General features: G+C 46.9%; 16 protein-coding genes and 1 riboswitch. Of the genes, 7 read left to right on the top strand and 9 right to left on the bottom strand.

The genetic code is table 11. From position 1 onward, the window contains the following. Nucleotides 1-30: 30 nt before the first annotated feature. The 6 genes from ACTHSA_RS03080 to rlmD all read right to left on the bottom strand — a co-directional run bounded on the left by ACTHSA_RS03080 (nucleotide 31) and on the right by rlmD (nucleotide 5,684). Entirely contained in the window at nucleotides 31-390 is a 360-nt protein-coding gene (locus ACTHSA_RS03080) for a roadblock/LC7 domain-containing protein (protein WP_003679682.1), read from the bottom strand. Between the two features lie 39 nt (nucleotides 391-429). Beyond that, nucleotides 430-1,071 carry a hypothetical protein gene (locus ACTHSA_RS03075; RefSeq protein ID WP_003748732.1) on the bottom strand — a complete coding sequence of 214 codons (642 nt, stop codon included), beginning with the start codon at nucleotides 1,069-1,071 and terminating at the stop codon, nucleotides 430-432. Between the two features lies 1 nt (nucleotide 1,072). Next, complete coding sequence (locus ACTHSA_RS03070) at nucleotides 1,073-1,609, bottom strand: GTP-binding protein (RefSeq protein WP_003748733.1); 537 nt, start codon at nucleotides 1,607-1,609, stop codon at nucleotides 1,073-1,075. Nucleotides 1,610-1,619: 10 nt separating this feature from the next. Beyond that, nucleotides 1,620-2,723, bottom strand: coding sequence for a response regulator transcription factor (locus ACTHSA_RS03065; RefSeq protein WP_070625125.1), 1,104 nt, complete (start codon nucleotides 2,721-2,723; stop codon nucleotides 1,620-1,622). Nucleotides 2,724-2,746: 23 nt separating this feature from the next. Beyond that, complete coding sequence (locus ACTHSA_RS03060; protein WP_070625127.1) at nucleotides 2,747-4,234, bottom strand: 23S rRNA methyltransferase; 1,488 nt, start codon at nucleotides 4,232-4,234, stop codon at nucleotides 2,747-2,749. Between the two features lie 124 nt (nucleotides 4,235-4,358). Continuing rightward, on the bottom strand, nucleotides 4,359-5,684 hold the full coding sequence (gene rlmD, locus ACTHSA_RS03055; RefSeq protein ID WP_070625129.1) for a 23S rRNA (uracil(1939)-C(5))-methyltransferase RlmD: 1,326 nt from the start codon (nucleotides 5,682-5,684) through the stop codon (nucleotides 4,359-4,361). A gap of 140 nt (nucleotides 5,685-5,824) precedes the next feature. Between rlmD and ACTHSA_RS03050 the strand changes: the two genes are divergently transcribed. Further along, a complete protein-coding gene (locus tag ACTHSA_RS03050; RefSeq protein ID WP_070625269.1) occupies nucleotides 5,825-6,886 on the top strand; it encodes a L,D-transpeptidase family protein in 1,062 nt (353 codons plus the stop codon). A 96-nt stretch (nucleotides 6,887-6,982) separates the two neighbouring features. Here ACTHSA_RS03050 and queC read toward each other — a convergent pair whose 3' ends face one another. Then, nucleotides 6,983-7,642: a 7-cyano-7-deazaguanine synthase QueC gene (gene queC / locus ACTHSA_RS03045; protein WP_070625131.1), complete on the bottom strand. Its 660-nt coding sequence runs from the start codon at nucleotides 7,640-7,642 to the stop codon at nucleotides 6,983-6,985. Between the two features lie 3 nt (nucleotides 7,643-7,645). Next, nucleotides 7,646-7,691: riboswitch (PreQ1 riboswitch) on the bottom strand. Between the two features lie 71 nt (nucleotides 7,692-7,762). Here queC and ACTHSA_RS03040 point away from each other — a divergent pair. Next, on the top strand, nucleotides 7,763-8,362 hold the full coding sequence (locus tag ACTHSA_RS03040; protein WP_070625271.1) for a CDP-alcohol phosphatidyltransferase family protein: 600 nt from the start codon (nucleotides 7,763-7,765) through the stop codon (nucleotides 8,360-8,362). Between the two features lie 51 nt (nucleotides 8,363-8,413). Here the strand turns inward: ACTHSA_RS03040 and ACTHSA_RS03035 are convergent, their stop codons facing one another. Further along, on the bottom strand, nucleotides 8,414-10,060 hold the full coding sequence (locus ACTHSA_RS03035) for a Pycsar system effector family protein (RefSeq protein ID WP_440378800.1): 1,647 nt from the start codon (nucleotides 10,058-10,060) through the stop codon (nucleotides 8,414-8,416). Between the two features lie 382 nt (nucleotides 10,061-10,442). Next, a complete protein-coding gene (locus ACTHSA_RS03030; protein ID WP_440367167.1) occupies nucleotides 10,443-10,727 on the bottom strand; it encodes a PepSY domain-containing protein in 285 nt (94 codons plus the stop codon). 438 nt (nucleotides 10,728-11,165) lie between these two features. On the opposite strand from ACTHSA_RS03030, the gene ACTHSA_RS03025 reads away from it, so the two are divergent. The 5 genes from ACTHSA_RS03025 (at nucleotide 11,166) to ACTHSA_RS03005 (ending at nucleotide 16,394) form a co-directional block, all read left to right on the top strand. Then, nucleotides 11,166-12,908 carry a bifunctional alpha/beta hydrolase/class I SAM-dependent methyltransferase gene (locus tag ACTHSA_RS03025; RefSeq protein ID WP_039862081.1) on the top strand — a complete coding sequence of 581 codons (1,743 nt, stop codon included), beginning with the start codon at nucleotides 11,166-11,168 and terminating at the stop codon, nucleotides 12,906-12,908. A gap of 65 nt (nucleotides 12,909-12,973) precedes the next feature. Next, a complete protein-coding gene (locus ACTHSA_RS03020) occupies nucleotides 12,974-14,260 on the top strand; it encodes a dual specificity protein phosphatase family protein (RefSeq protein WP_224783390.1) in 1,287 nt (428 codons plus the stop codon). Between the two features lie 2 nt (nucleotides 14,261-14,262). Continuing rightward, the gene (locus ACTHSA_RS03015; protein WP_039862080.1) at nucleotides 14,263-14,637 is read left to right on the top strand and encodes a hypothetical protein; all 375 of its coding nucleotides are present in this window, start codon (nucleotides 14,263-14,265) and stop codon (nucleotides 14,635-14,637) included. Between the two features lie 63 nt (nucleotides 14,638-14,700). Next, on the top strand, nucleotides 14,701-15,408 hold the full coding sequence (locus ACTHSA_RS03010) for a lysophospholipid acyltransferase family protein (protein WP_039862078.1): 708 nt from the start codon (nucleotides 14,701-14,703) through the stop codon (nucleotides 15,406-15,408). Beyond that, nucleotides 15,405-16,394, top strand: a complete 990-nt coding sequence (locus ACTHSA_RS03005) for a phosphatidate cytidylyltransferase (protein ID WP_004519594.1) — start codon at nucleotides 15,405-15,407, stop codon at nucleotides 16,392-16,394. The genes ACTHSA_RS03010 and ACTHSA_RS03005 overlap by 4 nt, the downstream gene beginning before the upstream one ends. Nucleotides 16,395-16,480 lie beyond the last annotated feature (86 nt).

Genomic DNA, 16,480 nt, shown 5'->3' with positions numbered 1-16,480 from the left:
ATTTTTATATCTTTTTAATTTATAAAACTTTTATAAGATTTCAGCAATTTGTTTGGCCGCACGTTTCGCATCCAACAAAATCAAACCCAATTTACCGCTTTCTTTTGCCATCAATGCCAACACTGCATTTTCACCTGCCTGACTCAGCAGAATATAGCCATTTTTACCTTTAACCATTACCTGATCCAACTCACCGCAAGCCAACTCGTGTACGGAACGATTGCCCAATGCCAAAAGCGTTGCCGACATCGCACCTACACGGTCTGCATTCAAATGCGAAGGCAGCATGGTTGCGATTGGCAGGCCGTCTGTAGAAATAACTGCAGAAGCAGTGATATCCGCAGAGGTATTGTTCAAATCGCTTAATACAGAGATCAATAGTTGTTGCATAGTCGCTCCATTCTAAAATAAATATTGGTCAGGCAAAAATCAACGGCTGCCGTATCGGTGGTACAGCACTTTAACCAAAGTAACAAAAGCCTCTTTATTTAAATCAGGCATTCCGCCAATTACCAAAATCAGCTTGGTCATGCCAATATACAGCGGGAAAAAGGTCAATTCACTTTGGCCTGAAGGATCGCAAATACCCCATGCGCTATTATTGATATGCAGGTTATTGCGAATCAAAAGACGGTGATTGTCTTCCATTTTGGCCACTTCGCTCGCCAAAAGGCCCAATTCTTCCGCAGCCTCGTGATGGAAATTGGCATTGGCAAAATACAAACCGTTTTCATCAGCCAATAAAGCTTTGCCAGAATTAGACAACTGTTCCAACAATGTCGGTAATTGCTCGTCAGTCAGATGGATGTCCTCTGTGCTGATTTCCTCGTCACCGTACAAAAACTCCAAGCGTTGGAGGCGATACAACAGGTTTAAAGCGGTATTGATATCGCTGGTGTCTGCCCACGCCAAAAGTTTTTCACTGCTGATGGTTTCAGACGGCTCTGCGCGCAACAAACCATACAATAAAGTTCTGCTGGCGCTGGGCGTATCACTTGAAACGGCATAATACGCACCTGCCGGTGTAATCTTAGGATATAAATTTGATTGTAAAGAGAGTGTCGCTTCCATCTTATACCTCTAATCCGGGGTCAATTGAGAACAACATGGCAGTAACCAATTGTTTTACATCGTCTTCTCGACGTGCATCAATCTCAAAAACCGGTACATTAAAATTATTCTGTGCTAAATATTTTTGATATACATCTACGCTTGGCAAGGAGCGGATATCCATCTTCGTTACCCCTACAACCAAAGGCGCTTTTTTCAGCAACTCGCGGAACGCATCCAAGAAGAATTGCAAGTCTTTCAATGGGTTGCTTCTTGTATTATCTAAAAGAAGCACTAAGCCCATACTGCCTTGGCTCAGAATTTCCCACATAAAATTAAAACGCTCCTGACCAGGCGTACCATAAAGATGAACCTTGGTTTCCTCATCCAAATGAATGACACCGTAGTCCATTGCCACAGTCGTGTACCCCTTGCGGACAAGTGTCATATCGGATGCGGATGCATCGGTTTGAACCGGCGGTTCATCAGATAAAGCTGAAATTGCAGTGGTTTTACCTACGCCAACAGGACCGGTAAAGATAATTTTATTTTCTTTCATGATGTGTCCTTTACGATTTACCCAGCAACTTACGCATCAGGCGTTGCAACAGGCCGCGAGGTTGTTCTTTAGACGGACCGGCAACTTTTTGAGCCTCTTTGCTCATTGCTGTTTCAGGTACGTCTTTGCTATTCACATCAATCTGTTCATTCAAGGAAGGCGTATTATTCGCATCTGTTGCAAACTCTGTATCTGTCGCCAAAAAGCCTGTTATATATGTTGCCGATAAATAATTCAAAATATCAGGCATCTCTAATGGCATGACTTTATAGAGAACATTTAAATTAACGGATGTTTTCGTCAGAAATGCCGACAGACGCATAGATTCCGGAACATGCGCCAAACGGGTTAAGTTTGGCCAACGCTTGAGCGTAAAGACAGTTTGCGGCGTCATCGGATAAATCAGACGGCCTGATGCAGTCCAAATGGCCATTTGCCACAAGCATGACATAATGGTAACTTTGGCTTTCTCTTTCCATTGCGGATTATCAGGAACAGCCTTACACACAACTGCCAAGTTATCGTTTTTACACAATTTCTCCAACTCATTGGCACTGACTGTCAGCAGTACTCGCTGGATACTAGGAAACACGATTAATATCGGCTTGCCTTCATGCAAGACGGCAATATCTTGGTGTCCTTGACTGGCAAATTTCAGCGCACCCAACAAGCCTTTATTTGGATTAAATCGGCGAATGGTGGCTTTTCTTGCGCCATCAGAATTTGATTGTCCTTTATTCTCTTCAGCCGCTTGTTGTTCAGACGGCTCAAAAACATTCCCGCCCTGAGCCAGGCTGCGCAAAACAGGAAACAAGGTATCGAATTTAACCGGCTTGGCCAAATAAGGAGTCGTTACTGTCGGCAACTCGGAAGAAAACATCGCTACAGGCACTTCCGGATAAGTTTTCTTCGACTCTTTCCAAGCTTCTACACCTTCCGGAGTATCGGTATCAACCAATACCAAATCCGGTTTTTCATCAGAATCAGGGGAAACGATGACGTAATTCGTCGTATTGTGCATTTTAAATGCCATACGGAATACCGCCTGCTGTTGCTCACCCATCTCCTGTAACATAACCCGTATGGTTTTAATTTTTGGTAAATGATTATTCATCACTCGTACTTTCTACGATTATCTTATTTTTTTGAATATTGGTTCATTCGTTGCAAGAGACGGCTCATTGCCAAGACAACCTCTTCAGGCAGGCTGACAACACGTTCACGCAACAAGCGCAGGAATTGCTCCAAACGTCCCCAGTCTTCGACGCGTTCGTACAAATCAAACAAGATGATGTACAGCTGCGATTCTTGAGGATACTGCAAAACAGCCTGTTCCAGAGTGCCGATAGCCAAATCCAACTGACCGTAGGCCAACAGAGACTCCACTTCTTTCAGGGCTTCATCAGCAGGTGAAGAGCTTGCACTAATGACAGAAGAATCTTTTTGAACCAAATCGCGATATTTGGCTTTCATCTGCAAAGAACTTGGCTGAATATAACCGCGCTTCAAACCAATCTCTTTAATTTGCTGTTCAGACGGCCCTTTTTCCAAATCATCAAAAATTTCGTGATAACCAAGGCTATAACCCCAACCAAGCATACGTTCTTTTACTTGACGGCCATATTGGCCCAAAGAGTGGTAAAGCTTCCACAGATGCTTGGCAAACTGCCCTACTTCTTCATTCTGATAATCCAGACGCAAGGCATCGATAATGAGACCAGCAGGTTTCGCAGAAGTTTGGATTGCTTTGTTGTATTGATGCAAAGCAGTCTCGTAACTGATCTTGTCTTTCAGGATTTTTGCACTGCGCTCCGGCTTGGCAAAACCAATCACCGCGCCCATCTCTTCAGGGCTGATTTCGCCAAAGTCTTTCTTGCCTAATACGATAGGCGCGCGTTTACCCATACCTGGCACGACAATGCGTTCGGCCGAATCGTTCTCAAAGGCAATATGCTCATCGGAAGCAACTTCCAAACCACTTTGTTCGCCAATTTGACGATCCACTTCCTGCATATTCCAACCGAGATGATGTTCGGCAAAAACGCGCAAGCGCAGGTTGGTTGAATCCAAAGCCAGACCAGCTTTCAAGTATTCGGCTACACTGTCTTCAGAAAGGGAAGCACTATGGCGCTCAAGCGTATCTGCGAGCATGTCGATATTGCCGACGCGCAGATTCAAACCGATTAATTCATGAACCAGTTTTTCCGGTGCACCGTCTTCCAAAGTATTGAGATAACCGGCCAAAGACTCTGCTGCTTTACTTTCATAGCCGAACTGTTTATAAACCTGATATTCGGTCAGCGGATCGACTTCTTGTGCAGAAACAGAAGCCGTAGCATTGCTTGAGCCGCTTCCGCCCCATTCCCAATCTTGATTATCCGCATTGGAAACTGTCTGGTTGACTTTCTCAATCCAGTCGTTTCCATCCTCAGAGGAGGCTGTATGAGCGGCAGATTTATGGCCGCCTTTTGATGCATGTGCGCTTTGTTTGCCTGAGTTGCCTCTTTGTTCACTACTTTGTTTATGACGAACAAAAAACAACACCAGCAAAAAAAGCACCAGCAAAAAAATAGTTAAAAGTTGATAGTTCAAGAACACCTCCCGGTCTTGTGCTGCAAACTGCATTTATTAACATCTGTTGCTTTACACGCAACTTCAACGTTATGAATTCCCCAAACGAATGATGATAACATGAATGCACTCATTTTTACATTAAAAACCCTACTCACATAAAGGACTTGATACCAATTTACAACTCAAACACACCGATGGATTCAACATGCGAGGTTTGTGCAAACATATTCATGATTCCTGCCGCCTTAAACTTATAGCCCTTATCCACCAAGACACCGGCATCCCGTGCAAATGTTGATGGATTGCATGAAACATATACTATTTTTTGGGGTAAAAACGGCTTATGTATCGATTTGACAACAGCATAAGCCCCGCTTCTCGGCGGATCCAGCAGCATCTTGTCAAATTTTCCCCATGACTCGACAGTCTTTTCATCGGTATCGAACAAGTCGGCAACAGAAAACGTCATATTCTCGGCACAACGATTCAGGCGGGCATTTTCCCTTGCCCTATCTACCAAATAATCGGCGCCTTCAATACCGACAACCGATGCGCCACTTTTCGCCAACGGCAAACTGAAATTGCCCAAACCGCAAAACAAATCGGCAATCCTCTCCCCTTTTTGAGGGTTTAAAAGCCTGACCGCCCTTGCCACCATCACTTCGTTCAGCTGCGCATTAATCTGCGTAAAATCACCCGGCTTGTAAGGCATTTCCACGTCAAATTGAGCAAAATTATAGTTCAGAGCAGGCACATTCTCGGGATAAAACGGCAAGGACTCGGCATGATCCTGCAGCCATATTTGCCATACTTTTTCAGCACCCGACAATATCTTATCAAACCAATTACGCAATTCGCTTAATATTTGTCCAAACGGTTGATTTACGAAACGAATGTTGAGTGCTGTCACATTTTTCCCGCAATAAAACTCAACAAATTTCACTTTTACACCGTCATCATGCAGCTTTTGCAGCAAATTGCGGACATCAGGCAATCTATCGGACACATGCTTAGGCAAAATATGGCAATGGCGGATATTGACGACATCATGGCTTTTTTTGGCCTGAAAACCGAGGTTCAGACGGCCTTGTTTATCCACCGAAACACTTAAACGCGCTCTATCGCGATAATACCAGGAGTAACCATATAAAGGAGGTAAAATTATTTCCGGCTTGACCTTACCTATCCGTTCCAACTGCTCTTCCAAAATCCGTTGCTTTAACGCAACTTGCGCTCCGAAAGAAACATGTTGAAGCGAACAGCCGCCACATGTATCAAAATAGCAACAAGCTGGCTCAATGCGTTCGGAAGAAGGTTTTAAAACCGTTTCGACCTGAGCTTCTGCAAACTGCTTTTTTTCTTTATGAATGGCAAACGTTACACGCTCTCCGGGCAGCGCACCGCCGATGAATACAGTCTTTCCATCGACTCTGGCAACACCCCTGCCCTCATAATCCAAAGAAAAAACTTCCGCCTCTTGATACCGTTCTTTCACACTCATACCGTTTCCGTCAGACAGCCGCTTACCGGCCGCCTGACTGTCTTCCAATACCGAAAGCGCATATTTTCTCACAAAAACACAGAGTTTCAGGTATCATGCGCCAAAAACTTTCATTTCAATCCCTACAAAAAAAAGACGACATGAAAAAATTATTCCTTGGCCTGACAGCCGCCCTTCTGACCTCGGCCGCTGCTGCAAACACACTTATTCCAGACGTCTCCCCCGCCTCTTCCGGACAACACGTCGTTATCAATATTACGCAACAGCGTTTGTTCCTCTACGACAACGGTAAACTGAGCAAAATTTATCCTGTTGCCGTCGGCAAAGCCATGACCCAAACCAATCTGGGCGAACATAAAATCGGTGCAAAAGCCTACAACCCGGTTTGGCACATCCCTAAATCTATCCAAAAAGAACGCAATGACGGCGTAAAAAGCGTACCGGCCGGCCCAAATAACCCGCTGGGCCCCGTATTCGTCCGTCTTGGCGACCCCAAATTAAGCCTGGGCATTCACGGCACCAATGCCCCTGCCAGCGTGCCCGGAGTCCGCAGCCATGGTTGCGTGCGCATGAAATCGCCTGACGCATTGGAATTTGCCAAAACCATCGCAACAGGTTCTCCTGCCTCCGTTATCTACCAAATGGCGAGCCTGAACGAAGATGCCAACCAAAACTTGTGGCTGGCTGCCTATCGTGACCCATACGACAAGAAAAACCTTGATACGGCTGCCCTGAAAAAAAGCATTGCCGCTTGGGCAAAAGCGCACGGCAAAACCATTCCTGCAGCGCGTGTGGATGCAATCCTGAAAGGACGCACCGGTGCGGCAAACTGTCTGACCTGCGCCAAAGGCGTGAAACTCAAATCGCCTTTAAAATCTTTGGCATGGACCAGCGGCACGGATGCTTACAGCAAACCCAAAGTCATGCCGAAACCGGCTCCTGCTAAAGATGTGGTATTGCCTCAAGGTACTGAAATCGAAGTCGATGCTACCGACGATACAAACAAAGCAGCATCCGAACCGAAACAAAGCGTTCGTCCGACTCCGGTGAAACCGGCAAAACCTGCTGCCAAACCGGCAACCACTCCTGCCGAGACGCCTGCTTCCGCGCCTAAAGCCGCTTCCGAACCGGCTACTGCCTCGGCCTCTGCGCCTGTAAAAGATGCTCCGGCAAGCAGCGAACCGGCAGATTTGCTGTTCTAAGCAGAACAAAATACATAGCCAAAGACCGTCTGAAATGAATTTTTCAGACGGCCTTTTCGTACAACTGGATATTGGAAATATTATGTCTCTCTTAATTCAGACGGCCTTTTTGCTTTCCAAATATTCTGACAAACCACGCTCGCGTAAAATACAGCTCGGGCATTCATGACAACCACCGACCACGCCGTTATAACAGGTATGCGTATGCTCGCGAATATAATCCAACACACCCATTTCATCCGCCAATGCCCAAGTTTGCGCTTTGGTTAAATACATCAAGGGCGTGTGGATTTGAAAAGCGTAATCCATAGCCAGATTCAGCGTAACATTCATCGACTTGACGAACACATCGCGACAGTCGGGATAACCGGAAAAGTCGGTTTCGCATACGCCGGCAATGATATGGCGTATCCCCTGCCCTTTGGCGTAAATGGCGGCGTAAAGCAAAAACAAAGCATTGCGTCCATCTACAAATGTATTGGGCAGGCCGTCTGAAGCTGTTTCAATGGATGCCGTATCATCCATCAACGCGTTATGCGTAATCTGTTGTATCAGGCTCAAATCAAGTACGGTCTGCTTCACGCCTAAATCTTGGGCAATCCAACGCGCGCGCTCCAATTCGATGGCGTGGCGTTGTCCATATTGAAAAGTGATGGCCTGCACATTTTCACGGCCATAGGTTTGAATTGCCTGAATCAGGCAGGTCGTTGAATCCTGCCCGCCCGAAAAAATAACAAGGGCTTGCTGTTTTTCCATTGTAAATTCCTAGTTTTGTTAACGCGGGAGGTTTGCGAACCGCGTGATTCGAAGATTGACGGATTATAACGGATTTCGTCTATAATCACGGCACTTCATTTTCTTTTATTCTGCATAATGATGAGTATCTACGCCCTGAAACCAAAATTCCAAAACCTGTTGCGCCCCATCGTTAAGAGACTGTATCAAAAAGGCATTACTGCCAATCAGGTAACCCTGTTTGCCTGCGCCGTTTCCATTTTGCTCGGTTTGCTTTTAGCATTGTTTGCAGGTGTATCCACATTATTCTGGCTTTTGCCGATCTGGTTGTTTGTCCGCATGGCACTGAATGCGATGGACGGTATGCTGGCACGGGAGTTCGGCCAACAATCGGCATTGGGCGGTTATTTGAATGAAATCACCGATATTGCCGCCGATGCTGCTTTGTATTTGCCTTTTGCCTTTATCGCACCCTTCGGCGGCGTACAAATTGCCCTGTTTATTTGGCTGGCGGCAATGACTGAGTTTTGCGGCGTTTTGGGGCAAGTTCATGGTAACGGCCGGCGTTATGACGGGCCATTCGGCAAAAGCGACCGTGCATTCTTTATCGGTGCATTGGCAGTATGGTATGCAATCGCCGGCAGCTTCCATCCGACTTTCTATATCCTTATGTGGCTGGCCTGCGCGGCATTGGTTTATACCTGCTACAAACGTGTCATCAATGGCTTGAAGGCCGTCTGAAACCATAAACTATCGGTTTCAGACGGCCTTTTATCCGTCAGCGAAGATCACTTACTGTTTACCCAGTTGACTGTAATCTACCAACATATACTTGGCAGTAATTTTCTGCGAAGCATTACCTTCGTCACCCATTAGAATCATTTGAGGCTTGCCGTTAACGGTAATCGAATCAACAGCTTCAACGTTGGTGATGTGTTGCAGATTAGGCAGAGAGATTTTTTGCTGTTCATCGGTCGGGTTACCGCTCCAAGTCCACAGTTGTGAGAATTTCTGTCCATTCTCATCCTTCACTTCATTGGCAATCACGTAGGTTTTCAACACAGGATCATAGTTGAGGGAACGGATACCGCCGCCATCAATATCAATCACAGCTACTTCATCAAACTCAGGTTTGGCATTGCGCTCAAACACATCTTTCGGATTGCTGATAAACGCAACCAAAGCCATGTTGTTGAACTCAGGATCACGGAACCCCAAAACAAGACGTTTTTTCACCGGATCAAACGCCATGCCCTCAATATTGATTTCGTCAAAAGAAACTTCTGCCTTGGTTCGCTCGCGAATCAAATCATGCAACTTGTGATCGGTTTCCAAAACCTGCGTCAGATTGTCGTAGCTGGTCAGCCCCAACACGTTGCCGTCTTGAATTTTAAAGCGCATCAAGTGTTCGCGGTCAGGCGAGCGGTTGCCTTTACGGGTGCGCGAGTGTGAAGTCAGCGCGTAGATAAAACCTTCCTCGTCGCGAGCCAAAGCCTCCAAGTCGCTGAGACGGCGTTTGAAACCGGTAATCACGCGCGTATCCAATGCCTCGTCTTCCACAAACCTACCGGTTTTATCAATACTGATGATACTGAACGCATGGTTAGGTTCGTCTTCCGCAATCAGCAACTTACCATCCGGAAGCTGTTGTACGGCGGAAGGCTCGTACACACCGTTAAACATATTGATTCCCAGCGAACGCAGCTCTGCCGCATTGTTGGCCGGCGGTATCAGCAATGACGGCAATGTTTTCACGCCGATAAACGCCACCAGTGAAGCCAGCAAGCCCCAGCGGAATACCGCGTAAGACAAATTGATGTATTTGAACTGTTTGTCCGCCAACAAACCAAGCCAATAAAGATGGTCGCTCATCTTTTCATAGATTTGTTTACGGTCGCCCATAATCTCCTGCATCATTTCCCAATATTGATCTTTTTGCAGTTTCACACGGTCTTCATAAATCAAAATATTGGGTTGGCTGCCGCCAAAAAAGCGCGTTTCGGTACTACTGAGGCGGGTTTTCAAGTCCCGCAGCTTAGAACGGCCGCGGATAAAATCCTTAAACCATGTCCGCGCCGCCTGCATTTTGCCGATACGTTCCGGCGAAGCAGAAAGCAACGCAAACACGATAGATGCGGCGGCAGTAATCATAAACGTACTGGCCGGAATCAAAAATTCGGGCGACGATGAAAAAATAAACGCGCCCGAAATCATCAGAGCAGACACGATAAAACCATTCAGCGAAATCATAATATTCGCTTTGGTTGCCGCCAGCGCCAACAATTCCATCTCCGAGCGTACGGCGTTGCGGAACATGGTTTCCACGCCCTTATTCGTACCCAACAAATCAGGCGCATTCAAATCTTCGGCTTTATTTTTTTTCTTTTTTGCCTTGTCTTTTTTGCGTTTGGCTTTCTTTTCACTTTTTTCAGACGGCATCTCAGGATGTTCAACTGCTTCCTGACCTTCTACCTCCTCCTGAACTTCTACCGTTTCAGCCGCAACCTCAACTTCGTTTTCAACAGTATTGTTTCGATTGCGATCCCAAAAATCAACGTCCTGTTGGGAATCGGCAGATACGCCGTCGTTTAAAGATTTGTCTTGGTCGCCCATCTGCTTCGGCCGACCATTTTCCTTCCAATCATTCAAATCCATATCATGACTCCCAACATCAAACACTTTGAATTAAATGGAAAATAAAAAGCATATTTAGTTCATTTATTTTAGGTAATTTACATGTAGCTTACATTCTTTAAATACCTAAATAGCAAACTGCCGCAGAACCCCAAAGTCCTGCGACAACCCGCTTTGCATCAAAATATTAATAGTCGATGCGTTCTTTAATAATTTTCAAATCAGGAAAAGACAAAACAATGTCGTACTCACGACCATCTTTAAAAGCCTCGATATCCAACACAGGCTGACCTCGACGGCTATCGGCTTCAACATCGTGAACTTGATAGCCGCGTTGTTCCAAAATTTTTACGGCTTTAGCACGATTTTGCTCGAAGTTTTTGTCGCTGTAGATTTTGTGTTCGATATAATCACTGGCACCGGCAGTAGCGGCAGACAAAGCAACGATGGCGGTCAATAAAAATTTTTTCATGTTTGATTTCCTTTTTAAATGTGTATTCGGGTTTCGATGGATGTATTAAAACATGACAAAATTAGCAGTTAATTAGTGCTTGGTTAAACGCAGTAAAGGCCGTCTGAAAACTATTCAGACGGCCTAAGCGATTCCCCTTCAGAAGAAATAAGAGAAAAAATTTGGCAACAATATGATAACGATAAGTCCCGTCTGACTGTGTTTCGTAAATTAATTGCAAAACAAAGAGTTTATGATGATATGTCGGTAGTAGTTTGTAAGGTTATCCACCCCCTATCTAACCCTTTTCACAATCACTGTCATCAGTTTTAAGTGAAATTTGAAACCATCTTTTACCATTTCTCTCCATCATTGCATTCGTCCGTCTATCGGATAGTCATTGCATTTATTCGATATGTCATGATACTGTTCAAAAAATATGACTATTAGGAGTTTCTCATGTCCGAACAGCAAAAATTCTTTTCTACCCAAGACGGTACTTCGCTTTTCTACCGCTATCGCCCTGCTGCTGATGGTTCTTCCGACAAAGCCATTGTGCTGTTCCATCGCGGGCATGAGCACTCCGGCCGGATGATGTTTGTGGCAGATGAGCTAGGTTTTGATGATTTTGCCTATTTTGCTTGGGACGCGCGCGGTCATGGTTACAGCCCTGGTGAACGCGGCGATAGTCCGAGTATCGGTACTTCGGTTGCTGATGTAGATGATTTTATCCGACACATTCAAAGCGAATACGGCATCAAACCTGAAAACATCTGCGTGATTGCACAAAGTGTTGGTGCGGTATTGGTTTCTACTTGGTTGCACGATTACGCGCCGAAAATCCGTTGCGCCGTATTGGCTTCGCCTGCGTTCAAAGTCAAACTCTATGTTCCGTTTGCCCGTACCGGTTTGAAAATTATGCAAAAATGGCGTGGCAATTTCTTTGTCAACAGCTACGTCAAAGCCCACTATCTGACCCACAATGTCGAACGTCAAAAAAGCTACGACAATGATCCGCTGATTGCCCGCGCTATTTCTGTGCGCATCCTGCTGGGTTTATATGAGGCGGCCGAGCGCGTCGTTGCCGATGCACAAGCGATTACTACGCCTATACAACTGTTGATTTCAGGCAGCGATTGGGTTGTTCATCACAAACCGCAACACGATTTCTACAACCGCTTAGGCAGCCATATTAAAGAGCGCCATATCCTGCCCGGTTTCTACCACGATACGTTAGGCGAGCAAGACCGTGAAATCGCTTTTGTCGAAATGCGCCGTTTTATCCGCGAGCGTTTCAATCAGCCTTTGCAACAAGTCGATCTGACTCAAGCGCACTTGTTTGGAGACAGCCGTCGCGAAGCCGACGAACTGGCTACGCCTTTGCCTGTTTGTACGCCTCGCGGCGCATTTTGGGCAACATATCGCGCCTCGCTCAAACTGGGTTCACGCTGGAGTGAAGGCTTGAGAATCGGTCAAGAAACAGGTTTTGATTCGGGTAGCACGCTGGATTATGTCTACCGCAATCAACCGCAAGGCAGCAACGCTTTCGGTGTATGGGTGGACAAATACTATCTCAACGCCATCGGCTGGCGCGGCATTCGCCAACGCAAAGTCAATATCGGCAAAGCCATTCAGACGGCCTCAGCTAAATTGCGTGAAGCAGGCAAACCTGTACACGTTTTGGATATCGCGTCCGGTCATGGCCGCTATGTATTGGATGCCCTGACTGCCGACACATTGCCTGATTCCGTACGCTTGCGCGATTACAGCCCGATTAATGTCGAAGCCGGCCGCAAACTGATTGCAGAACGCGGCTTGCAAAACACGGTAACCTTCAATGAAGTCAATGCTTACGACCGCGCCAATTATCATGATTTACAGCCGCGCCCTACCCTAGGCATCGTCTCCGGCTTGCACGAATTGTTTGCCGACAACGATTTGATTTTAAACTCGCTCTACGGCTTTGGAGAAGCCATTGAAACCGGCGGCTACCTGATTTACACCGGCCAGCCGTGGCATCCGCAACTGGAAATGATTGCCCGCGCCCTGACCAGCCACAAAGCAGGCAGCCCAAACTGGGTAATGCGCCGCCGCAGTCAGCAGGAAATGGATCAGTTGGTTGAAAAAGCCGGTTTTGAAAAAATCCATCAATGGATAGACGAAGACGGTATTTTCACCGTGAGCTTGGCAGTGAAGAAATAAAAATAAAGGCCGTCTGAACAATTTTTTAACTTTCAGACGGCCTTATTTAAACCATGTACCTATCCATGAAACCTACCCTCAAAACCTCCCTACTCAAGCTGATTTCAGTCGGTATCCTGTTCTACACCAGCTACGGCCTCTCCAACCATTACGCGGCATCGCTGGACTATGTACCTGAAATCGCTTTTGCATGGGAGAGCAATATTCCGTTTTGGGCATGGACGATTGTGCCTTATTGGTCGCTGAACCTGATGTATGCCGCGGCATTTTTTCTTTGCCGTGATACACATGAACAAAACCGATATGTAGCGCACCTTGTAGCCGCCCAACTGATTGCGACTGCTTGCTTTGTGCTGTTTCCGCTGCGTTTCGGGTGGCCTAAACCGCCTGCCGATGGACTGTCAGGCTGGCTGTTTGATTCATTGGCTGCATTTGATTTGCCGTACAACCAAGCGCCATCTTTGCATATTGCGTTGGCAATTATCGTGGGTGCATTTTATTGGACGCGCTTTCCCAAAATCCGCCTGCCTCTTTTCTTATGGCAAAGCCTGATTGCCCTGTCGGTACTGACAACTTATCAACATCATTTTATTGACGTGCCGACAGGAGCATTGCTTGGCTGGCTGGTGTTGTGGGCTTTCCCGCGTCAGATGACTTCGCCGTTAAGACTGGGCTTGAGTGATGTACGCTCAAGAAGGATTGCGTTGCTGTATTTACTTGGCGCGTGTTTGACGGCTTTGCCTGCGCTGCTGGGTGGTGTGTGGCTGTGGTTGATATGGATTAGCGTGTCTTTACTGATGGTATCCTTTGCCTATTTGACTGGAAATGCAAACATATTCCAAAAACAGGCTAACGGTAAATTATCGGTGGCAGCGACGGTTTTACTATTGCCTTATCTGGTGAGCGTACGGCTAAACATGGCGTATTGGTTACGCGGTAAAGCGAAAACGGCACCAGTCCGCAATGATGTATTAATTGGCAGCGTTTTAGGGATTTCAAACCATTTGCCTGTCGTATTGGATGTATGCGCCGAATATCCCTGCCGTAGCTATCAGGGAGCATATCGCGCTCTGCCTTTACTGGATATGGTAACGCCGTCTGAAAACGATTTGGTTCAGACGGCCTTGATATTGGAAACCTTGCGCCAAAAACACGGCAAAGCGCTGGTATGTTGCGCTTTGGGTTATGGAAGAAGTGCCGCAGTGGTGCTGACGTGGCTGCTGGTCTATGGTGGCTGCAAAAACTTGGCGCAAGCGAAGGCCGAACTCAAACAGGCTCGGCCGCAAATGGTATTATCGCCGGCCACCGCCCAAGCAGTTGAAGCTGCGGCCAACCGTTTAAAACAAGGATAATGATGGACAACGCAACCGACAGCCGTATTACTGCCCACCTGCTCTCTACCGCACATTATGTTGCCGCCTGCAATGCCTTGCTGCTCGCCTTGTCGGCAAAATATGGCGGCGCATGGTTTGCGGTGCAACTTGTCTTGGCAGCAGTTTTGCTGTACTGCCATATCCGCATTCACTTCGACCGTCGCGTGTTCCAAGACTTTGCCGACAACCGCTACTCTCCTGAAGACTTCGACCACACCTTACAGCAAAACGGTTTACGCCAAATTTCAGGCAGCCGTACGTTGACCCAACGGATAAACGGCGCACTTTCCTTATGGCGCAAAAGCTTATACCTGACCGCCGCACAATTTTTAATTTTGCTTATCCAAAGCATTTGATTATTTTGGCTAATTTACCCAAACCAGATCTAGAGCGGTATCTCACTCCCAAAGGCAGAAACAATGAAAAACTTCCTCAAAAAACAACTTGCCTGGCTAACTGACCAAGCCTTATGTCTGTCGGTCTCTTTTCTTACGGGCGTACGCCCCAAAAGTCCGCGCGAGCTGACATTCAATCAGCACCAAAAAGTCTATTACGCCAATCACGGCAGCCATGGCGATTTTGTATTGGTGTGGATTTCCCTGCCCCGCCGCTGGCGCTTGTCCACGCGCCCAGTCGCCGGTTCGGATTACTGGCTGACAAGCAAACTCAAACGCTTCATCATTCAAAACGTTTTCAATGCCTTGCTGATTCCGCGCCATAGTGATAATCCGCAAGCAATTACCGAACAGATGAAAGACGCGCTGAACGCAGGCGACTCTTTGATTATTTTCCCTGAAGGCACGCGTAATACTGACGACAACACCATCCTGCTGCCGTTCAAGTCCGGCATTTATCATCTGGCGAAAAGTAAACCCAATACCGAATTTGTGCCGATTTGGATAGACAACATCAGCCGCGTACTGCCCAAAGGCAAAATCCTGCCTATCCCGCTTTTGTGTGAAGTCCATATCGGACAGCCGCTTACTTTGCAGGAAAACGAAGACAAAGACAGCTTTTTGACACGCAGCCGTGAGGCGCTACTGGCACTCAGGCCGTCTGAAAACGACCGCAGCGAGCTTTGCCAAAATGAATCTGAAGTTCAGCAAAACAAAGGAGAACAAGCATGAGCCTTTCTACGACTTCCCAACAAATCATTGTCGAACAAGCCGCCGCTCATCTGACTCCGCAAGCCAGCTATATTTTTGTCGGCGTATTTGCCGTATTGTGTTTTGCCAGCATCATCGGACAATGGCTCAAGCGCAAAAACGGCGCAGATAATGCCACCATTGCCAACCTCAACGCCCGTATTTACGCATGGTGGCTGATGACGTTGGTGTTGCTGGGTGCATTTTGGTTCGGCAAAATCGGGACGGTTGTACTGTTTTTCCTGATTTCATTTGCCGCACTGCGCGAATTTATGACCCTCGTCTATCGACGCCGCAGCGACTATTACAGCATGGTGGTCTGCTTTTACCTGCTTCTGCCGGTGCAATACTATTTCGTCTATGACGGCTGGTACGGCATGTTCAGCATTTTTATTCCGGTTTACGGCTTTTTGATACTGCCGATTATTGCCAGCCTCAGCGGCCAAACGGCACACTTTTTGGAACGCGCCGCCAAAACACAATGGATGGCGATGATTTGCATCTTCTGTCTGTCTCATGTTCCGGCGCTGATGTTTCTGGACTTGGATGGCTTCGATAACGGCAACAATATCCTGTTGCTGATCTTCCTGATTGGCGTGGTGCAAGTATCGGATGTGTTGCAATACGTTTGGGGCAAACTGATTGGCGGTGCAAAAATCATGCCTTCGCTTTCTCCGTCAAAAACTATTTCCGGCACTGTCGGCGGTATTTTATCGGCCACTGCCATTGCCGCGCTGATGGCGCCGATTACGCCGTTCTCTCACGGCCAAGCAGCCATTATCGGCTTTATCGTCTGCCTGATGGGCTTCTTTGGCGGCCTGGTTATGTCTGCCATCAAACGCGATTACGGTGTCAAAGACTGGGGCAATATGATACGCGGCCACGGCGGTATGCTTGACCGTGTGGATTCGATTTGTTTTGCTGCACCTGTGTTTTTCCACATCACCCGTTATTTCTGGAACGGCTAAACTTCAGGCCGTCTGAAAGCTGCTTTTCAGACGGCCTTGAATGTCTAAAACTGCAGCCCTGCCAATTCGTTATACAATACGCAACC

Source organism: Neisseria sp. P0008.S002 (assembly GCF_051962805.1).
GTDB lineage: Bacteria > Pseudomonadota > Gammaproteobacteria > Burkholderiales > Neisseriaceae > Neisseria > Neisseria perflava.
The sequence above is the reverse complement of the archived record's forward strand: the minus strand, read 5'-3'. Positions and strand labels throughout refer to the sequence as shown.

Excerpts from the sequence above, each read along its gene's own strand:
- ACTHSA_RS03030 (WP_440367167.1), bottom strand. The coding sequence starts at position 10,727 with ATGAAAAAATTTTTATTGACCGCCATCGTTGCTTTGTCTGCCGCTACT.
- queC (WP_070625131.1), bottom strand. The coding sequence starts at position 7,642 with ATGGAAAAACAGCAAGCCCTTGTTATTTTTTCGGGCGGGCAGGATTCA.
- ACTHSA_RS03020 (WP_224783390.1), top strand. The coding sequence starts at position 12,974 with ATGAAACCTACCCTCAAAACCTCCCTACTCAAGCTGATTTCAGTCGGT.
- ACTHSA_RS03080 (WP_003679682.1), bottom strand. The coding sequence starts at position 390 with ATGCAACAACTATTGATCTCTGTATTAAGCGATTTGAACAATACCTCT.
- ACTHSA_RS03005 (WP_004519594.1), top strand. The coding sequence starts at position 15,405 with ATGAGCCTTTCTACGACTTCCCAACAAATCATTGTCGAACAAGCCGCC.
- ACTHSA_RS03025 (WP_039862081.1), top strand. The coding sequence starts at position 11,166 with ATGTCCGAACAGCAAAAATTCTTTTCTACCCAAGACGGTACTTCGCTT.
- ACTHSA_RS03035 (WP_440378800.1), bottom strand. The coding sequence starts at position 10,060 with ATGCCGTCTGAAAAAAGTGAAAAGAAAGCCAAACGCAAAAAAGACAAG.
- ACTHSA_RS03010 (WP_039862078.1), top strand. The coding sequence starts at position 14,701 with ATGAAAAACTTCCTCAAAAAACAACTTGCCTGGCTAACTGACCAAGCC.
- ACTHSA_RS03070 (WP_003748733.1), bottom strand. The coding sequence starts at position 1,609 with ATGAAAGAAAATAAAATTATCTTTACCGGTCCTGTTGGCGTAGGTAAA.
- rlmD (WP_070625129.1), bottom strand. The coding sequence starts at position 5,684 with ATGAGTGTGAAAGAACGGTATCAAGAGGCGGAAGTTTTTTCTTTGGAT.
- ACTHSA_RS03065 (WP_070625125.1), bottom strand. The coding sequence starts at position 2,723 with ATGAATAATCATTTACCAAAAATTAAAACCATACGGGTTATGTTACAG.
- ACTHSA_RS03060 (WP_070625127.1), bottom strand. The coding sequence starts at position 4,234 with ATGCAGTTTGCAGCACAAGACCGGGAGGTGTTCTTGAACTATCAACTT.
- ACTHSA_RS03015 (WP_039862080.1), top strand. The coding sequence starts at position 14,263 with ATGGACAACGCAACCGACAGCCGTATTACTGCCCACCTGCTCTCTACC.
- ACTHSA_RS03075 (WP_003748732.1), bottom strand. The coding sequence starts at position 1,071 with ATGGAAGCGACACTCTCTTTACAATCAAATTTATATCCTAAGATTACA.
- ACTHSA_RS03040 (WP_070625271.1), top strand. The coding sequence starts at position 7,763 with ATGAGTATCTACGCCCTGAAACCAAAATTCCAAAACCTGTTGCGCCCC.
- ACTHSA_RS03050 (WP_070625269.1), top strand. The coding sequence starts at position 5,825 with ATGAAAAAATTATTCCTTGGCCTGACAGCCGCCCTTCTGACCTCGGCC.